Annotated in this window: 21 protein-coding genes; 3 read left to right on the top strand and 18 right to left on the bottom strand. The window is 56.2% G+C overall.

The window, feature by feature from the left end; all coding sequences use genetic code 11:
- Positions 1-59: 59 nt before the first annotated feature.
- Together JJB07_RS13515 and JJB07_RS13510 are read left to right on the top strand one after the other, a co-directional pair.
- A complete protein-coding gene (locus JJB07_RS13515; protein WP_201635868.1) occupies positions 60-1,385 on the top strand; it encodes a tetratricopeptide repeat protein in 1,326 nt (441 codons plus the stop codon).
- A 14-nt stretch (positions 1,386-1,399) separates the two neighbouring features.
- A complete protein-coding gene (locus JJB07_RS13510) occupies positions 1,400-1,642 on the top strand; it encodes a hypothetical protein (protein WP_201635866.1) in 243 nt (80 codons plus the stop codon).
- A 70-nt stretch (positions 1,643-1,712) separates the two neighbouring features.
- Here the strand turns inward: JJB07_RS13510 and JJB07_RS13505 are convergent, their stop codons facing one another.
- The 7 genes from JJB07_RS13505 to JJB07_RS13475 form a co-directional block, all read right to left on the bottom strand.
- The gene (locus JJB07_RS13505; protein WP_201635864.1) at positions 1,713-2,528 is read right to left on the bottom strand and encodes a histidinol-phosphatase HisJ family protein; all 816 of its coding nucleotides are present in this window, start codon (positions 2,526-2,528) and stop codon (positions 1,713-1,715) included.
- 35 nt (positions 2,529-2,563) lie between these two features.
- Positions 2,564-3,340, bottom strand: coding sequence for a thiazole synthase (locus JJB07_RS13500; RefSeq protein ID WP_201635862.1), 777 nt, complete (start codon positions 3,338-3,340; stop codon positions 2,564-2,566).
- A gap of 38 nt (positions 3,341-3,378) precedes the next feature.
- A complete protein-coding gene (thiS, locus tag JJB07_RS13495) occupies positions 3,379-3,582 on the bottom strand; it encodes a sulfur carrier protein ThiS (protein ID WP_201635860.1) in 204 nt (67 codons plus the stop codon).
- Complete coding sequence (gene thiE / locus JJB07_RS13490) at positions 3,579-4,214, bottom strand: thiamine phosphate synthase (RefSeq protein WP_201635858.1); 636 nt, start codon at positions 4,212-4,214, stop codon at positions 3,579-3,581. The genes thiS and thiE overlap by 4 nt, the downstream gene beginning before the upstream one ends.
- Before the next feature lie 118 nt (positions 4,215-4,332).
- Positions 4,333-4,818: a hypothetical protein gene (locus JJB07_RS13485; RefSeq protein ID WP_201635856.1), complete on the bottom strand. Its 486-nt coding sequence runs from the start codon at positions 4,816-4,818 to the stop codon at positions 4,333-4,335.
- 250 nt (positions 4,819-5,068) lie between these two features.
- Positions 5,069-5,500: a CoA-binding protein gene (locus tag JJB07_RS13480; RefSeq protein ID WP_201635854.1), complete on the bottom strand. Its 432-nt coding sequence runs from the start codon at positions 5,498-5,500 to the stop codon at positions 5,069-5,071.
- Between the two features lie 66 nt (positions 5,501-5,566).
- Positions 5,567-5,731 (bottom strand): hypothetical protein, encoded by a 165-nt coding sequence (locus JJB07_RS13475; RefSeq protein ID WP_201635852.1) that lies wholly within the window; start codon positions 5,729-5,731, stop codon positions 5,567-5,569.
- A gap of 100 nt (positions 5,732-5,831) precedes the next feature.
- Between JJB07_RS13475 and JJB07_RS13470 the strand changes: the two genes are divergently transcribed.
- On the top strand, positions 5,832-6,425 hold the full coding sequence (locus tag JJB07_RS13470; protein ID WP_201635850.1) for a YhcN/YlaJ family sporulation lipoprotein: 594 nt from the start codon (positions 5,832-5,834) through the stop codon (positions 6,423-6,425).
- Between the two features lie 40 nt (positions 6,426-6,465).
- Here JJB07_RS13470 and JJB07_RS13465 read toward each other — a convergent pair whose 3' ends face one another.
- From JJB07_RS13465 to JJB07_RS13415, 11 genes are all read right to left on the bottom strand, one after another.
- Complete coding sequence (locus JJB07_RS13465; RefSeq protein WP_201635848.1) at positions 6,466-8,223, bottom strand: ATP-binding protein; 1,758 nt, start codon at positions 8,221-8,223, stop codon at positions 6,466-6,468.
- Positions 8,220-8,942, bottom strand: coding sequence for a response regulator transcription factor (locus tag JJB07_RS13460; RefSeq protein WP_201635846.1), 723 nt, complete (start codon positions 8,940-8,942; stop codon positions 8,220-8,222). Before JJB07_RS13460 ends, JJB07_RS13465 begins: the two co-directional genes overlap by 4 nt.
- 68 nt (positions 8,943-9,010) lie before the next feature.
- Complete coding sequence (gene ccsB / locus JJB07_RS13455; protein WP_201635844.1) at positions 9,011-10,210, bottom strand: c-type cytochrome biogenesis protein CcsB; 1,200 nt, start codon at positions 10,208-10,210, stop codon at positions 9,011-9,013.
- Complete coding sequence (resB, locus tag JJB07_RS13450) at positions 10,207-11,637, bottom strand: cytochrome c biogenesis ResB family protein (protein WP_201635842.1); 1,431 nt, start codon at positions 11,635-11,637, stop codon at positions 10,207-10,209. Before resB ends, ccsB begins: the two co-directional genes overlap by 4 nt.
- A 7-nt stretch (positions 11,638-11,644) precedes the next feature.
- Positions 11,645-12,190, bottom strand: a complete 546-nt coding sequence (locus JJB07_RS13445) for a redoxin domain-containing protein (protein ID WP_201635840.1) — start codon at positions 12,188-12,190, stop codon at positions 11,645-11,647.
- Positions 12,191-12,334: 144 nt separating this feature from the next.
- Positions 12,335-12,865: a YhcN/YlaJ family sporulation lipoprotein gene (locus JJB07_RS13440; RefSeq protein ID WP_201635838.1), complete on the bottom strand. Its 531-nt coding sequence runs from the start codon at positions 12,863-12,865 to the stop codon at positions 12,335-12,337.
- 51 nt (positions 12,866-12,916) lie between these two features.
- Positions 12,917-13,639 carry a pseudouridine synthase gene (locus JJB07_RS13435; RefSeq protein ID WP_201635836.1) on the bottom strand — a complete coding sequence of 241 codons (723 nt, stop codon included), beginning with the start codon at positions 13,637-13,639 and terminating at the stop codon, positions 12,917-12,919.
- A gap of 79 nt (positions 13,640-13,718) precedes the next feature.
- Positions 13,719-14,063 carry a hypothetical protein gene (locus tag JJB07_RS13430; protein ID WP_201635834.1) on the bottom strand — a complete coding sequence of 115 codons (345 nt, stop codon included), beginning with the start codon at positions 14,061-14,063 and terminating at the stop codon, positions 13,719-13,721.
- Between the two features lie 53 nt (positions 14,064-14,116).
- On the bottom strand, positions 14,117-14,653 hold the full coding sequence (locus JJB07_RS13425; RefSeq protein WP_283809126.1) for a spore maturation protein: 537 nt from the start codon (positions 14,651-14,653) through the stop codon (positions 14,117-14,119).
- Positions 14,650-15,249 (bottom strand): nucleoside recognition domain-containing protein, encoded by a 600-nt coding sequence (locus JJB07_RS13420; protein ID WP_201635830.1) that lies wholly within the window; start codon positions 15,247-15,249, stop codon positions 14,650-14,652. The genes JJB07_RS13425 and JJB07_RS13420 overlap by 4 nt, the downstream gene beginning before the upstream one ends.
- Before the next feature lie 19 nt (positions 15,250-15,268).
- Positions 15,269-16,468 carry a D-alanyl-D-alanine carboxypeptidase family protein gene (locus JJB07_RS13415; protein ID WP_236588078.1) on the bottom strand — a complete coding sequence of 400 codons (1,200 nt, stop codon included), beginning with the start codon at positions 16,466-16,468 and terminating at the stop codon, positions 15,269-15,271.
- Between the last annotated feature and the right edge of the window lie 50 nt (positions 16,469-16,518).

Below are 16,518 nucleotides of genomic sequence, written 5' to 3'. Positions count from 1 at the left end.
TTCGAGGGAAAATTCTGTTACACTACCTAATACGAAGCCATATTCTTGGGGGTAGCATTGTGCAACCATGGAAACAACGTCAAGCCGTCCAAATTGGACGCAACATCCGAGACCGTCGAAAGGAACTCGGGTTGACGCAGGGTGATCTGGCGAAGGATCTCTTCTCCATTCAATCGATCTCGCTCATCGAGCGCGGCAAGTTGAAGGTAACGCCGGAAACACTCTCGCACTTGGCGGAGCGCTTGCAGTGCAGCGTGGACGATCTGTTGGTCATGCACGATCTTCAGGATGACTGGCTGGAAGAACTCCTCCAACTCGTCATTTCGCACCGTTCGAACAACCAATTCCCGGAAGCCACGGAAACAGCCCACACCCTTTATTCAGAAGCACTCACCAAGAACAGCGCCAAATATCTGGTCGAAAGTACGTATTATCTCTGCGTCCTCTACAACGCAAGCGGAAAGTATGGGGTCTCCACCGAGTGGGGCCGTGAGACGTTACGGCTGCATCAGGAGGACGGGAACCATCTCTTGCTCGACAAGATCTTAAACATCTACGCCACGATGGGGAACAACTACTACGCCCTCGGCCAAGTCTGGGACTCCTATGACCTGCTTCGCGAAGCAGAACGTTTGGTCGATGCCACGCAGGACACCTCTGTACAAGCCGGCCGGCTCTATTATCACCTCGCGATCATCAACCAGATGCTCCGCAAGTGGGAGGGCTGCATCTGGTATTGCGAACGCTCGTTGCCGATCTTCGAACAGCATGACATGATCATCAACATCGGACGGACGCAGATGATGCTCGGAAACGCCTACATGAACCAGAGCCGTTATGACAAAGCGCACTTTCATCTGGAGCGCTCCATTCGCATCTTGAGCCAAACCTCCGACATCGGGTCGCTCGGTCGCTGCTACCACAACCTCGGCGAATTGGAATTCCGGATGAAACAGTTCGACAAGGCGCGCAAAAGCTACGCCCGCTCGATCAAACTCAAGCGTCAAGTCAAAGACAGCGACGGCGTGTTGAACTCGATCCGTGCGCTCGCCAAAGTCTTGCTCGAAGAAGGCCAATTGTCCGAAGCCAAGCAACATTTGGAGGAAGCGATGAAAGCCGCTCGTGACAAGGACAACTCGTTGCATATCGCCCACACGTGGCGGCAACTGGGAGACGTTGCGCTTGTCGAAGGCCGTGGAGAGGAATTTGTCGCGTTCTATGAGAAAGCCATCGATCTGTATGAAAAGTTGGGTTGTTCCACTGAATTGGCGGAAAGTGCGGAGAAGTTAGGAGAATTCTATCTGGAAAAAGGCAGGGAGCCACAAGCAGTCCCTTACCTGCAGAAAGCGCTTCGCAATTATCGAAAGCTCTTGACCAATAGCTAGAGGGGGAAATCGTTATGAAAAAAAGTCTCTGCATCCTCGCACTGATCGGGCTCTTTGTGACTGCACTCGTCCCGGCGCCGGCACCGGCTGACAACGAACCGCCGTACTGGATGACGTGCCCCACCTCGACAACCACAACCACAACCACAACGCCGACTACAGACGGGACCACCACGACCGAACCTACGGACACCACCACCACCACAGATACGTCGACGACAACCACCTGCCCGGAACAGCCCCCGACCACCCCGTAAGCAAGCACGAAGTCAAAAAAGGAGACGTCCGCGCGTGCGGTCCGTCTCCTTTTTCGTGCAATCAGTAGAGTTAGGTGAGCGTTACGAGGGTCCGCTCGTGTTGAGAGAATGTGACGATCTGCTTGTAGCCGACACTCTGGATGTACTCGACAGCGCGATCATAATCGGCTCCGACGTCCTCCGGGCGGTGGGCGTCAGAGTTCAAGACGATCGGCACCCGCTCCGCAAAGCAAGCGCGCAGGAAATTCGGGGCCGGGTAGACTTTGTTCACCGGCTTCCTCCACCCGGCCGTTGAGACTTCGATCACCTGATCGTTGGTGGCAAACGACTTCGCCAGACGCTCGTACCAGCGTTGCAAGAACACCGCATCGTCCGGTTCGTGACCGTATACCTTGATCACATCGGGGTGCCCGACGAAATCGAACATCCGAGAGTCGGAGAGTTGCAGCAGAATTTCGAAATACTCGCGGTACGCGTCCTTCACGTCCCAGTCGTTCCATTGCGCCAAGTACTGCGGCGTGTCAAACCCAAAGTCTTCGCCGATCCAGTGAATCGAGCCGATCACATAATCGAACGGATAGCTCTTGATAAAGTCCCGCATCTCGGCATCGCGGCCGGGGATGTAGTCGAGCTCGAGGCCAAACTTGACGTTGTGCCCCGCTTTCTTCGCGTCCTTGAACATCTGCATGTACTCGTCCAGGTCTTCCGTCCGCCGCTCGTCTGTCCACGCGTTGTGAAACAGTGGGCGAGTCTGAGCAAATCGGTACCCGTGTTCCGAGATCCCCAGTTCTCCCACACCGCGTTCGCTTGCTGTGCGAATGAATTCCTCAAGCCATTCCACCGTATACGGACCGCGTTCCGTATGTACGTGGTAATCGGTTCTCATCTCTCCCACTCACCTTTCCTCAGCTCTACTTTGTGCTATTCAATCATCATGTCCATCGGTGAGGACGCATTCGCATAGCGTTTCTTGGCGATACGACCTGCCAAGAACCCTTTGCGACCCGCTTCGATGGCGAGCTTCATCGCTTCCGCCATCAACACCGGGTTTTTCGCGCCGGCAACTGCCGTGTTCAACAGCACCGCATCTGCGCCCAATTCCATCGCGGCGGCGACGTCAGCCGGAGAGCCGACGCCTGCGTCGACGATGACCGGGACTTTCGCTTCTTCGATGATGAACGACAGATAGTGCGGGTTCAACAGACCAAGGCCCGAACCGATCGGAGACGCGCCCGGCATGATCGCCGCAGCGCCCGCTTCCACCAAGTGACGCGCCAGAATCGGGTCGTCCGAAGTGTACGGCAAGACGGTGAAGCCTTCCTTGACGAGCATCTCCGTCGCTTTCAAAGTGCCGATCGGGTCCGGCAACAACGTGCGCATGTCCCCGATGACTTCGACTTTGATCATGTCGCACAGTCCGGATGCTTTCGCCAGACGGGCGATCCGAACCGCTTCCTCCGCAGTTTGAGCACCGGCGGTGTTCGGGAGCAAGGTGTACTTTTTGAGATCAAGTCGTTCCAAGAAGTTCGGGTTGTCCGGGTTGTCGATGTTCAGACGACGGATGGCAAACGTCAGCACTTCCGTTTCCGAAGCATCAACCGCCTGTTGTTGGACATCCAAGTCTGAGAACTTGCCGGTTCCAAGCAACAGTCGGGATTTGAACGTGTACGAGCCAATTTTGAGATGTTCTTCAGCCATGCTGTTTCGACACTCCTTCTATGTACAAAAAAAGTTATTTAGCAGCCGCCGCCGACGAAATGGACGATCTCGATCTTGTCCCCGTCGGACACAGCCGTTTCTGCATACAGCTCACGGGGGATGATGTTCAAGTTGTGCTCAATGACGATGATGCGCTCGTTCAAGCCGAAGTGCCCCACCACGTCTGCAAGCGTGGTCAGGTTGTCCACTTCGCGCTCTTGACCGTTAATGATCAGCTTCATGCCCGGTTCCCCCTCTCTCTGTCCACGATCCCGCGAATCACACGTGCCGCAGTTTCCACATCTTCAGCTCCGACCACAGCGGAAATAACCGCTACGGAGTTCGCGCCGTTGCGAATGATCTCGGCGGTGTCTTCTGCCTTGATTCCACCAATCGCCACGATGGGGAGTTGCACCGCTCGTCGTACGGCCAGCACGCCCGCCGGTCCGACGACCGGGTCGGTGTCGAGCTTCGTCTGCGTCGGTTTCATCGGTCCGAGGCCGATGTAGTCGGCTCCGGCACGTTCCGCCGCCAGCGCTTCCTCGACGTTGTGCGTGGAGACTCCGACGATCTTGCCCGCGCCCAAGATCTCGCGCGCCACTTCGATCGGCAGGTCGCCTTGACCGAGATGGACGCCGTCCGCATCGACCGCTTTCGCCACGTCGATCCGGTCGTTGATGATCAAGTTTACGCCCGCCTCACGAGTCAAGCGGCGCAACACATGTCCGGCTTCCAACAGTTGACGCCCGGTATAGTCCTTCTCGCGCAATTGGATGCAATCGGCACCGCCGCGAATGGCGGCCGCGATCACATCTTCCAACGAGCGTCCCTTGTAAAACGCATGACCCGTTATCACATAGAGTCTTGTATCCATTGTACCCCAAGCCTCGCTCTTTGTCCGTCATATCACATACAAAAAACCGTCTCCTCATACTTGGAGACGGACATTTCAGCACTCCCATCCTACCATAGCTCCCTACCTCTGACAAGATTTAGTGCACGGTGGGAACTTCCTCCAGCGTGAACCCGATCACTTGGTCGGCAAACAGGGTCAACTGTGGCATCGAGACCGATTCTTGTCCCCCTTGAGTGAGCACGACGTTCTTCAAGGACAAGATCGGGGCTGTGTCGATGATTTCGAGTTGCTTTTCTTGCTCTTCCAACGTGCGTAACATCTCGCTTCGCAAGTGCGTGACCATCGAGGAGACGTCCGGGGTCAATCGCCCGTTCTCCGCCTCGTGAAACGACTCCGCGTACGAAGATTGAATCTCCTGCAGTTCACCTGCAATCCGTCCGTATGCCGTCAAGATCGTCACGCGGGGTTGACCGCCCTGCGCTTGCAAGCGGGCGACGGCGTTGTCGAGCGCCTGCAGGGTCAGCCATTTCAGCGAGATGCGCTTCTCCATCGCCTTAGGCAATGTGGAAGGGGGCTGGTTCTTGTCCTTGCTCTTGTCTTGGCTTTTGTCAACATTCGGCATTAGGCGCAACTCCTTTTCGCCTAGTATGCCCCGTTCAGCGTGACACAGCCGCCGCGACGACGGTATTGATCGGAATCCGCTTCTCAACAGCTCCGATATAGACCAGTCCGAGAATTCCAAATACACACAAAAACATTGCAAGTTGTTTCATCAAAAGCCAAAACACCTCCCCTCCACACATTTTACAGACAACGAAGCATTTGTAAAGTGTGTGGGCGGAGGTGTTTTTTGGGGTGTACCCTGAGGGAGTTTAGAGCTTTTCTTTGCCCAACAAGCGGGCGTGTTCGATTTTCAAGCATTTGTCCATCACGACGGTAATTCCGGCTTCCTGTGCTCGCTTGGCCGCCGCTTCATCGGCAATCTCCAATTGCGCCCACACCACTTTTGCTTTGATTTGGATCGCTTGTTCGACGATCTCCATCAATTCATGACTGCGACGGAACACGTTGACGATGTCGACGTTTCCTTCTACATCCAGCAAACTTTTGTGCGACTTGCGACCGAGCACGGAGTCGAGATTCGGATTGATCGGGATGAGTTCATACCCTTGCGATTGCAGATACTCTGCCACTTTGTGGGACGGTTTGGTCACTTCGCCGGACAGACCGACCACCGCGATGTCTTTGCTTCTTTTGAGGACGTTGACCAGTTCTTCATCCGTCGGATTTTGGAAATTGGACATGTGACAACACTCCTTTTTTCGACAATTTTCTATAATATTTAGAATTGTTCCACGTGGAAACACAATTTATTGGAGGTATTTCACTCCGTACCTGCCCTTGTTGGTTCGGTAAATGCCTACAAACGACGGGGAGGTGTACCCGTTGCTCCACCAATCTTGACGAAAACGGTCGGCGAGACAACCGGCTTGGAACTTCGTGTCGAACAGTTTGCCATAATACACCCAACTCATGCTTGTTTTGATCTCCTTTCCAAACGCTTCTATAGTCAAGAATTACCCGATATCGTTCCTTTCATGCTGGGCACACTACCGACAAGGAGGGGTGCCGACTATGAAAATCTCTCGACTACTCCCTGTAGCTCTGTCGCTCGTCCTCGCGACGGGTCTTACAGGTTGCAGCCAAAAAATTCTCCCGCAAGCTTTGCAAAAAGACACGCCAAACCAACGCACGTCCGAAGGCGTGCAAAACCAGCAGGCCGACAAATCATCGCCTGCCGAGAAAAACCCGAACAAAGCGCAAGTCTCGGAGATCCGCAAGCCGGACTACTCCCTGCGCGCACCGAAGATCGCCGACTACAACACGTCTGCCGGCAAGACGCTGACTCAACAAGCCAACGAAATCTCGAACGTCGTCACGCGCATCAACGGTGTAGAACGTGCAGCCGTGCTCTTGACCGGTAAAACGGCGCTGGTCGGGATCGACCTCGCCGACAATATCACCGGCTCGAAGATCGACACGATCAAGTTTTCCGTCAAGGAAGCGGCGGAGCGCACCGGCAAGGGATACCGAGCCATCGTCTCCTCCGACATCGACACCATCACCCGCACGCGTGAGTTGATCAACGCCGCACGAGCGGGCAAACCGATCACCGGCCTCAGCGACGAGATTGCCGACATCGTCTCGCGCCTGCTCCCGGAGATGTAAAAAAAAAGCGGTGTTCCCACTCCTGTGGGACACCGCTTTTTTAGCCGTTGTAGCGTGGCAGGAGGACATTGAACGTCGTCCCCTTGCCCACTTCGCTCTCCACGACGATGTCGCCGTGGTGGCTTTTGACAATGTTGTGCGTGATGGCAAGACCCAAGCCCGTGCCGCCCTTGCTGCGGGTGCGGGCTTTGTCGACTTTGTAAAAACGTTCAAAGACAAACGGCAGGTCCTCTTGCGGGATGCCTTCGCCCGTGTCTTTGACGGCGATGCGAATCAGCGTGTCGTCCGCCGTCACATCAAGCGTCAAACGACCACCGGACGGCGTGTGACGAAATGCGTTGTCCACGAGGTTCGTAAACACTTGCTCCAAGCGATCCGGATCACCGTAGACCAGCATGGGCAGTTTCGATTCATCGATGTGCAAGTCAAGCCCTACGCCCCGCTCGTTGGAGACGGTGGCAAACTTGCGTCCGACACGGCGGATGAGGTTCGCCATGTCGAGCTCCTCCTCCGACATCTGAAACTGTCCGGATTCCAGTTGGGCGAGGTCGAGCAGGTCGTTGACGAGACGGCGCATGCGGTGCGTCTCGTCGAGGATGATCTGCGTCAATTCCTGCCGTTGTTCAGGGTCGTCCCCAAACTCGTCGAGCAACGCTTCCGAATACCCCTGCATCATCGCCAGCGGCGTGCGCAGTTCGTGCGAGACGTTGGCGATGAAGTCCTTGCGCATCTTGTCGAGCGTGCGTTCTTCGGTGACGTCGCGCAGGACGGCGACGACCCCGCGGAGGGTGTCGCCGTCTTTTTCATAGAGCGGTGCCATCGTGATGAGCAAGACGCGGCCTTGCCAGTGCAATTCGTCCAGCAGGATTTGGCGGTTTTTCATCACGGATTGTTCGAAATCGTAGAGGTCGCGCGGCAAGGTCTTGCCTGACGGGTCCCCCGTCTCGACCAACCATTGCCCGCGAATCATCCGACGAGCTTGCGGGTTGGCAAGCGTAATCGCACCGTTGAGGTCTGCCGAGATGACACCGTCGCTCATCGACGTGATGATCGACGCGAGCTGTTCCTTTTCCCGCTCGAGGTTGTCGATGTTCTCCTCCAACTTGTACGCCAGCGTGTTCAGAGATTGACCGAGCATCCCGACCTCGTCTTGGGTGACGACTTGCACTTTGCCGTGAAAGTCACCCTCCATCATCTGCTTGGCGACTTTGTTCATCTGCAGCAGCGGGTTGGAGAGGTTTTTGGAGACGACGAAGGCAAGACCTGTCGCCAGCACAACCCCGAGGCCCGCCGAGAAGAACAGCAGTTCACGAAGTTTTCCGACCGCTTGGGCCGCATGAATGGGCTGGACGACGAACAAGAGCCCGACGACCTCTCCTCGCACGATCAACGGTTGAAGCACCCAGAACGAATCTTCGGTTTTGTCCAGCTTCGGCTCCCAGTACGGCGATTTGCCACGCTGGATGACCGCCTGGCCGGAGACCAAAATCTTGAGGTCTTCCGGCTTCAGATGGGCGATGAGCGTCTCGCTGGACGGCGGGTCGATCTGCATCGGTTTTTCTGCATTCTCTTCCACCGCCAGCTCGTTGATGATCAACGTTGCTTCCGTTTGCGAATAGCCGGGGTTGGTGAGGACTTCCGCCATGTGCGCCATGCGCTCGTCGAGGCGGTCCTCCTCCGATTTCAAGAAGTAGTTGTCGAAAAGTTGCTCCAAGAAGATCGAGAGCAAAAGCAGCACAACGATGAACAGCGAGATAATCGTCAGCCAGATCTTGGCGACGACGCTGTTGCGAATCACTCCGACACCTCGAACTTATAGCCGACGCCCCAGACGGTGACGATCATCGAAGCGGCGCGCTCCGAAGCTTTGCCCAATTTCTCGCGCAAACGCTTGATGTGCGTATCGACGGTGCGTTGGTCGCCGTAGAACTGGTAGTTCCAGACGTCGCGCAACAGCTCTTCGCGGGAGAACACTTTCTCCGGACGCTGTGCCAAGTAGCAGAGCAGTTCGTACTCTTTCGGTGTCAGCGAGACTTCCTCGCCCTCGCAAACCACGCGGCGGGAGTCCATGTTGATGGTCAGGCCTTTGAAGGTCAGAACGCTGGAAATCGCGGCGGGTGTTTCTTTTTCCCCGATTTGGGTCGCCATGGAGCGTTTAAGCAGAGATTTGACGCGCATGACGAGTTCACGCGGTGAGAACGGTTTGACGACATAATCGTCCGCGCCGAGTTCAAACCCGTGGATGCGGTTCATCTCATCGCCGGACGCGGTCAACATGATGATCGGCACATCCTTGCCTTGCTGGCGAAGTTGAGCGCAGATGTCACGACCGTCAAGGCTTGGCAGCATGAGGTCGAGGATGATCAAGTCGTAGTGGTTTTCCAGTGCCATGTCGAGCGCCACTTGGCCGTCCTCGGCTTCTTCGACATCCAGTGCGTTGCGCTCCAAGTACATGCGCACGAGCCGGCGGATGCGATCTTCGTCGTCGACAATGAGGATTTTCGGATTTTGTTCCATTCAGACGCACTCTCCTCTTTTATACAACACAAGCCACCGCGTGCGGTGACTTGTGTTTTTTCTATCACTTAGGCTTTTGCGTAGGAGTGCAGGCCGGAGATGACCAAGTTGACACCGACCAGCAAGAACAGGATGACGACAAACCCAACGACAGCCATCCATGCGGTTTTCTTGCCTTCCCAGCCGCGTTGCAGGCGGAAGTGCAAGTACGCCGTGTAGTACAACCAGGTGATGAGAGCCCAGGTTTCCTTGGGGTCCCAAGACCAGTAGGAACCCCATGCTTCTTGGGCCCAGATCATCGCGAACACCAGCGCCCCGAGGGTGAAGACCGGATAGCCGATCGCAACGGCACGGTAGGACAATTCGTCCAGCATGTCCGCGTCGAGACCGCGCACCCACTTCTGAATCACCATCGAGATCGGCTTGCGAGCCAGCAGGCGAAGCAGTCCGTAGAGGATCAGCGACGCGATGATCGTGACGAGGATGGTGTTGAGCTGCTGACCTGCGTCAGCTGCATGCATCCAAGCCGGTGCATCGAAGAACGGAAGCGGCAGGCCGAGGAAATGAGTCGCCGTGCCAAGTTCCGTACCCGACGTCCCGATGAACGGCGGCAGATGGTAGAGCAAGTCGCCCATCGTGCCGGTCAGGTTGACTTCATAACCTGCCGCACGGAAACCAAGCGAGGTGGCGACGAACGACAGCAAGGCGAAGAACAGATAGACGGTGAATTCCAAGAACTTCGCGGTGCGCGAGTTCTTGGTGAGATCGCTCGTCACCAACAGGTACATGAGCCCTGCTGCAAAGGAGATCGTCAAAATCCCTTCGCCGAGTGCGGCGGTGGTGACGTGGATGTTCAGCCAGTACGATTGCAGAGCCGGGATCAGCGGCTTGGAATCGCGCGGGAAAACGGATGCGTACGCGAGGATAACCAGTCCGATCGGAGCGACGAATGCGCCGAGCACCGGAACTTTGTAAAACGCGTTGATGATAACAAAAGCGAGCATGATCGTAAACGCCCAGAAGCTCATGTATTCGAACATGTTCGAGACCGGCGTATACCCGCCGTAAATTCCTCGAGTGGCAATCGCAAGCGCTTGCGTGACCACCCCGATGATGATGACGATGTAGCCCCACTTCGTCCAAAATGTCGCCAGAGCGGCCGACTGGGCTTTCATCTTGCGTCCCGTCAAACCGACGACGTATAGAATGGTAGCGGCCAAGTACGAGAAAAAGGCCGTTCCGAAAAAGATACTCGATAACTGCATCATGACTGTTGTGGCTCCTCCTTTCTCTTCTGCGACACCGGTTCGATGCCGAGCGGCACCAGCACTTTGTTGAGTTCGCCGGTTATGCCGAGCCAATTCTTGTTCGTAGTTGCCCCGATGTGCAGGACGCCCTCTTCCAGTCTAGCCCAAACACGGCGATGTTGGAAGTAGAATGCGAGGACGAGGCCATAGAGAGCGATGATGAGGCCCGGGAAGACGATCGGCCACCAACCAAGGTCGCGTTCGATCTTGAGGCCGGTCATATGGAACAGGTCCACATCTTTGAATTGCAGGTCAAAGCGGTAATCTTGGCCGAGCATCTGTTTGACGAACGGTCCGGCCAGCGGAAGCATCCACTGACGAGCCGGTTCTGTTTGATCCGGGCCGGTGATGTCAAACTGAATGCCGGGGTTGTACGGGTCGCGCGAATTTGTGAACACGCCCTTCTCCGGGTCGATCTTGATGTCCGGGAAGTAGTTCGTCATCGTCAGGGTGTAATCCCCGACTTTGTATTCACGCTTGGGATCGTTGAAATCCAGAACGAAAGTGCCGAGTGGTTTGTTGTTGTTCTTGGTATCGAGCAACTCAATCGTACCCGTGCGGAACATCGGTTGCGGGTCGTAACTGTTCTGGTAGATGTTCGTGTGCTTGTACGTCAGATAGTCGTTGACGGCGAGGTGCTTGGCAGCCGTCTGCTTTCCGTCTTCGAACACGACGGCGTCCGTTTCGAATTTCTTGGCGCGCGTCTGTTCTTTGTCGTAGAACTCCAGCGTGAAGCCGTTGTTCTGAACGGAAAAGCCGAGGTCGCCGACCGCTTTGGTCTCGCCCTCTTTGAGCCAGATCATGTCGGTGTAGTACCAGCCCGGAATCAGGCGGGAGAACACACCGAGGATCGTGATGATCAGACCCAAGTGGATGACGTAGGCGCCAAAGCGTGCGAGGCGCCCTTTTTCCGCCATCAGGGCTCCGTCTTCACGGCGGACTTTGTAGCGGCGTTTTTTCAATTTGGCGGCCAGTTCATCGAGTTTGACTTGCGCTTCCGGACCCTCTACATGGGTGTAGAGGCGGTCGCCTTTGATCCCGATGACTTTGCGGGCGACAGGTTGTCTTTTCAACGACTTGTAGAGCGGAATCCCGCGGTCGATGGAAACGATGATCAGGGAAATGAAGAGCATCAAGACCAGCGTCAGATACCACCACGAATTGAACGTGTCCGCCAGACCGATCCGGTAGTAGAAATCGCCGAGTTTGCCGTATGTGTCATAGTAATAAAATTCCGGGTTGGGACTGGGGATCGCATTGGTCTGCGGGTAGATCGTGCCCAGTACAGAGCCGACGGCCAGCAGGACAATGATCGTGACCCCCACTTTGACGGAAGCAAAAAAGTCCCAAATCCCGTCAAAAACGGAGCGTTTCTTCCCGTTGTTCACTTCTGCGTCATCCCCCGGTTCCAGCAAGGAGCGGTTTGACGTTGTCCTCGATAAACGGGAGCGTCATCGGGGCCTCGGCTTTTGCCTGCAGAATTCCGTTCTGATCGATGAAGAACGAAGTCGGGATCGGCTTGACTTTGTAGGTCTGAACGGCGAGCTTGCCATCCTTGTCCATGAGGATCGGGAAGGTCATGCCCATGTTGTCAGCAAAGCCCTTGATCGAGACGTTGTTCTCTTGCAGGTTCGCGCCGAGTACCACCAGTCCTTGGTCTTTGTAAGTTTCGTATGCTTTTTCAATATCCGGCATCTCTTGGCGGCACGGCTCACACCAAGACGCCCAGAAGTTGAGCAGCACGACTTTCCCTTTGTAATCGGAAAGTTGGACTTTGTGTCCATCCAACGTCTCAAGTTGAAAATCGGGTGCGGCTTGTCCGACTTCGAGCACGGTGGGTTCTTTTTTGGTAAAGGCAAACACCGAGTACATGATCCCGATGGCCGCCACCAACAACACGAGGATCGTGATGTTTCTGGAAAGATTCGATCGTGTAGACATGAATGACACCTCTTGTTTCTCTAATACACCCGGATCTAATTATACAGGAAGGCATGCATTTCCCGAGCGACAGGAAGTGACATTTTTATGAATTGCGAGCATGAAAGAAGCCTCTCCATAGATAGGATCGGCTTCCGGAATTCATTATTGCGCGGCGTTTTGGAACGTCTGCTCCACGAACGAGCGGAATTGTTCTTGGTATGTGGTCAGAGGACGGCCTTTCTCCAAAGCGTCGGTGTACCCGCTGAGGTATTGGACAGCGCGCGGCTCAGCGGTCAAACGGCAGCTTTTGATCGTCGAGTCGAGTGTGAAGACTTTGCGACGCACAAGTTGCTCATCCGATGGAGTCAGGGCATGGTTGGGGTCTGTCGTGATCCCCACAAACGCATCCGGGCCGACCACAAGCACAGCCGCCCCCTTGACCGCCGGGATCGACTCCAATTCATACGCCAAACCGTGTGCCGAACGCGTCGTAACGCCGGATTGCGAAACACGAAGGTCGGTGACGACCTGCCGATGAGCGGCCGGAGCTTGGTAAGCTCCGTACGCGTTCATGCCTTTGTCCGAACGGGTTTCGTTCGTTTCGCGCGGTCCCGCACTCGAACTCGGGGCGCAACCGGCCACGAGACCGGCGGATATGCCAAGGCAGAGCACCGCTTGCATGATGGATTTCATGGTGAGCCCTCCTAATGGAACCAGTGTTTGTCCCATAGGATGCCCGCATTGTTAGTTTTGAATCCCGGCGACGGCGTACAGGCGCTCGATTTCCATCGGGGTCAGTTCCCGATACTCTCCGTAGCGCATGCGCCCGATTTTGAGAAACGCCAACTGGGTGCGCATCAGCGATTTCACAGGATGACCGACCGCTTCGCACATGCGGCGAACTTGGCGGTTGCGGCCTTCGTGGATCGTGAGTTCGATGTGCGACTCCAGCTCCCCTTTTTCCAACAGGCGGACTTTCGCCGGCGCGGTCATGCCGTCCTCCAATTCGATGCCGTTGGTGAGCGCTTTGATCGCGTCCGGCTTCACGTTGCCTTTCACCCACGCCTTGTACACTTTGTTGATCTCGCGGCTTGGGTGCATCAGGCCGTTCGCCAAGGCACCGTCATTGGTCAAAATCAACAGACCTGCCGTGTCGAGGTCGAGACGTCCGACCGGGTAGATGCGTTCCGGCACGTCGATCAGTTCGATGACGGTTTGGCGGCCCTGCGGATCGGACGCGGTGGTGACGACGCCGCGGGGCTTGTTCAAGAGTATGTAGACTTTCTTCTCAGACGAGATCGATTGGCCGTTGACTTCGATATGGTCTTCCAGCGGATTGACTTTGGTACCGAGTTCGGTCACCACTTGTCCATTGACTGTTACGTCTCCTGCCAAGATGATCTCTTCGCACTTGCGACGCGAAGCCACACCGGCTTGGGCCAAGACTTTTTGCAAACGTTCTTCCATCGGGACACCCCCATGCTGATACTTCGAGAGTTCATTATGCAGGAAGTGGCTGGGAAAAGCAAATACCCCTCACTAGGCCCTAGTGAGGGGGGCGTCCGACGCGGACTTTGAGGTCCATCCAAGGAAATTCTTCGCCCGGACAGGTGTCGCCGTGGGCAATCATCGCTTGCGGATCAAACTCGAACAGCGAGGCGAGACGAATCGCGAGCTTCACCAAACAAAACATCTGCTCCCGGACTTTGGGATACTCCCCCGTCTGAATGGGTCGCGAAAAATCCCCTTCCACGCAGACATGCAAATAGTCGTCGTCGGTGAAGTCGTTGGACGGCGTCACGAGTCCGTCACGACTGACAAAGAAATCATACCCTGACTTTCTCAGAGTCGGACAGCTGGAATCATGCAACACGATGCCCGAGAACTTCATGTGCTCCCGCCCCCTTGCGTATCCACATCCTATGCAGGAGGAAGGAGTTTTGGTTACCCGAAAATCCAGTGTGTCACAAACAGCGCCGCAATGACGGAGGCGAGGTCGGCGAGCAGGCCGACTTTTACCGCGTACCGGGCTTTGCGGATGCCCACAGAGCCGAAGTAGACGGTCAGAACGTAGAGAGTCGTGTCAGACGCGCCCTGCATCGTCGACGCGAGACGACCGAGGAACGAGTCCGGCCCGTGCGCTTGGAAGATGTCGGTCATGATCGCCATGCTGCCAGACCCGGAGATCGAGCGCAAGAGCGCCATCGGCAGAAATTCCGGCGGTACGCCAAGCGGTTGCAACAGCGGGTTGAGGAGCTTGATCAAATACTCCATCGCCCCCGACTCGCGGAACACGGTGACGGCGACCAGCATCCCGACCAAGTGCGGCAAAAGTTTGATGACGGTGCCGAAGCCTCCCTTGGCCCCGTCGATGAACGTATCGTAGACCGGAACTTTTTTGATCAAGAACGCGTAGGTCGGGATGAAGGCGATGATCAAAGGCAACGACCAAGACGCGAACCATTGCACGACTTGCATCATTCTTGCCACCCGCCCTTGCGCCGTTCACGAGCCCGGAAGTAGCGGTCGAGAAAAACGGCGGTGGTCGTCGCGAGGAACGTCGCCAACAGCGTGGTGATGACGATCTCCGTCGGACGTGCCGAGCCGTATTGCAAACGCAGACCGATGACGGTCGCGGGGATGATCGTAAGTCCTGAGGTGTTGATGGCAAGCAGGGTACACATCGCGTCGGAGGCGCGGTCTTTGTGCGGGTTGAGTTCTTGCAGTTGTTGCATCGCTTTTAAACCGAGCGGTGTCGCGGCCGACCCGAGCCCGAGCATGTTGGCGCTCATGTTGGCGACGATCGAGCCCATCGCCGGGTGGTTTTTGGGCACCGAAGGGTACAAAAAGCGGGCCAGCGGGTAGATCAGTTTGGCGAGGGATTGGACGAGGCCCGCCGCTTCCGCGACCCTCATCAATCCCATCCAGAACACGACGATGCTAAGCAACCCGGCACAGACGACCACACCCTGCTTGGCCCCGTTGAGCACCGCTTCGGTCACGACGTCGATCCGGCCGTTGAGGGCGGCCACGATGATGCCCGTGACGAGCAAAATCAACCAGATCGCGTTGATCATGGAGACTCCCCCTCCCTCGTCAGTTGCGGATCATGCCGCTGAAAAACTGCTTGAATCGTTCCCAATAGGTTTTCTCCCGCACGTCTTTGGCGGCGACGAGCGGCACGACGCCGAGCAACTTGTCTTCGTAGTAGATTTTCATCTCGCCGACTTTCTCCCCGCCGACGACGGGCGCTTGCAGATGATCGTCCAGCTTCATCTCCGTGCGCAATTTGTCCTGTTCGTTTTTGCGAACGGGGTAGGTGAATTCAACGCCTACCTTCACGTCGACCTGCGGTTCGATTCCGTCTTCGAGCGGCAAGGTTTTGACGACTTCGTCTTCCTTGGCGACAGGGAAATTCGTGTAGGCTTCAAAGCCATAGTCGAGCAGGCGTTGGTGGTCGACCCAGTCTCCCGGGGCGTCGAGTGTGACGACGGCGACTTGACGACCGTCGACGGTGGCGCTGGAGACGAGGCAACGTCCCGCTGCTTTGGTGTAGCCGGTTTTGACACCGTCGGCTCCTTCGTAGCGGGTGAGCATCTTGTTTTTGTTGTACAGTTTGCGAGCGTAGTCCTCTCCCGGATACGGGATCGTCTTGACTTGTGTCGCGACGATCTGGGCAAACGTCGGGTTGCGCAGGGCATACGCAGTCAGCACGGCCATGTCGTGCGCCGTGGAGTAGTGATCTTTGGCGTCGAGGCCGTGCGGGTTGGCGAAGTGCGTGCCGGTGAGTCCGAGATCTTGCACTTTGGCGTTCATCATCTCGACGAACTTCGCTTCGGAGCCCTGCCCGCACGCTTCGGCGACCGCGGTGGCCGCATCGTTGCCGGAGCGAAGCATCACGGCGTAGAGCAGGTCGCGGATCTTCTGCTTCTCGCCGACTTTCAAGTAGATCGACGAACCCTCTTTGCCCGCCGCACGGTTGGAGACGGTCGTTTCGGAGTCGAGGTCGACGCCTGATTCGATGGCGACGATGCAGGTGATGATCTTGGTCAGAGAGGCGATCAGCATCTTGTCATCGCCGTTTTTCTCGTACAGAAAACGTCCGGTTTGCACATCGATTGCCGCAGCGGAACGGGCGCTGACCGACACATCGCTTGCGTAGACGTTGTTGGTCGTGGGCGCGACATCAATGTACGTGGTGGCCGCCGGATCATGGGAGGCCGCCGTTGCAGAAATCGGCAAGATCGTCACACCGACTGCGAGCGTGAGCGTGGCCGCGAGCATGTTTGCTTTCATCTGGTCCTCCTACTCTCTCCTCAGATTTGTCCTTGTCCTAACTGTATGTA

Source organism: Tumebacillus amylolyticus (assembly GCF_016722965.1).
Taxonomy (GTDB): Bacteria; Bacillota; Bacilli; order Tumebacillales; family Tumebacillaceae; genus Tumebacillus; species Tumebacillus amylolyticus.
This window is presented reverse-complemented; position numbering and strand designations above follow the sequence as displayed.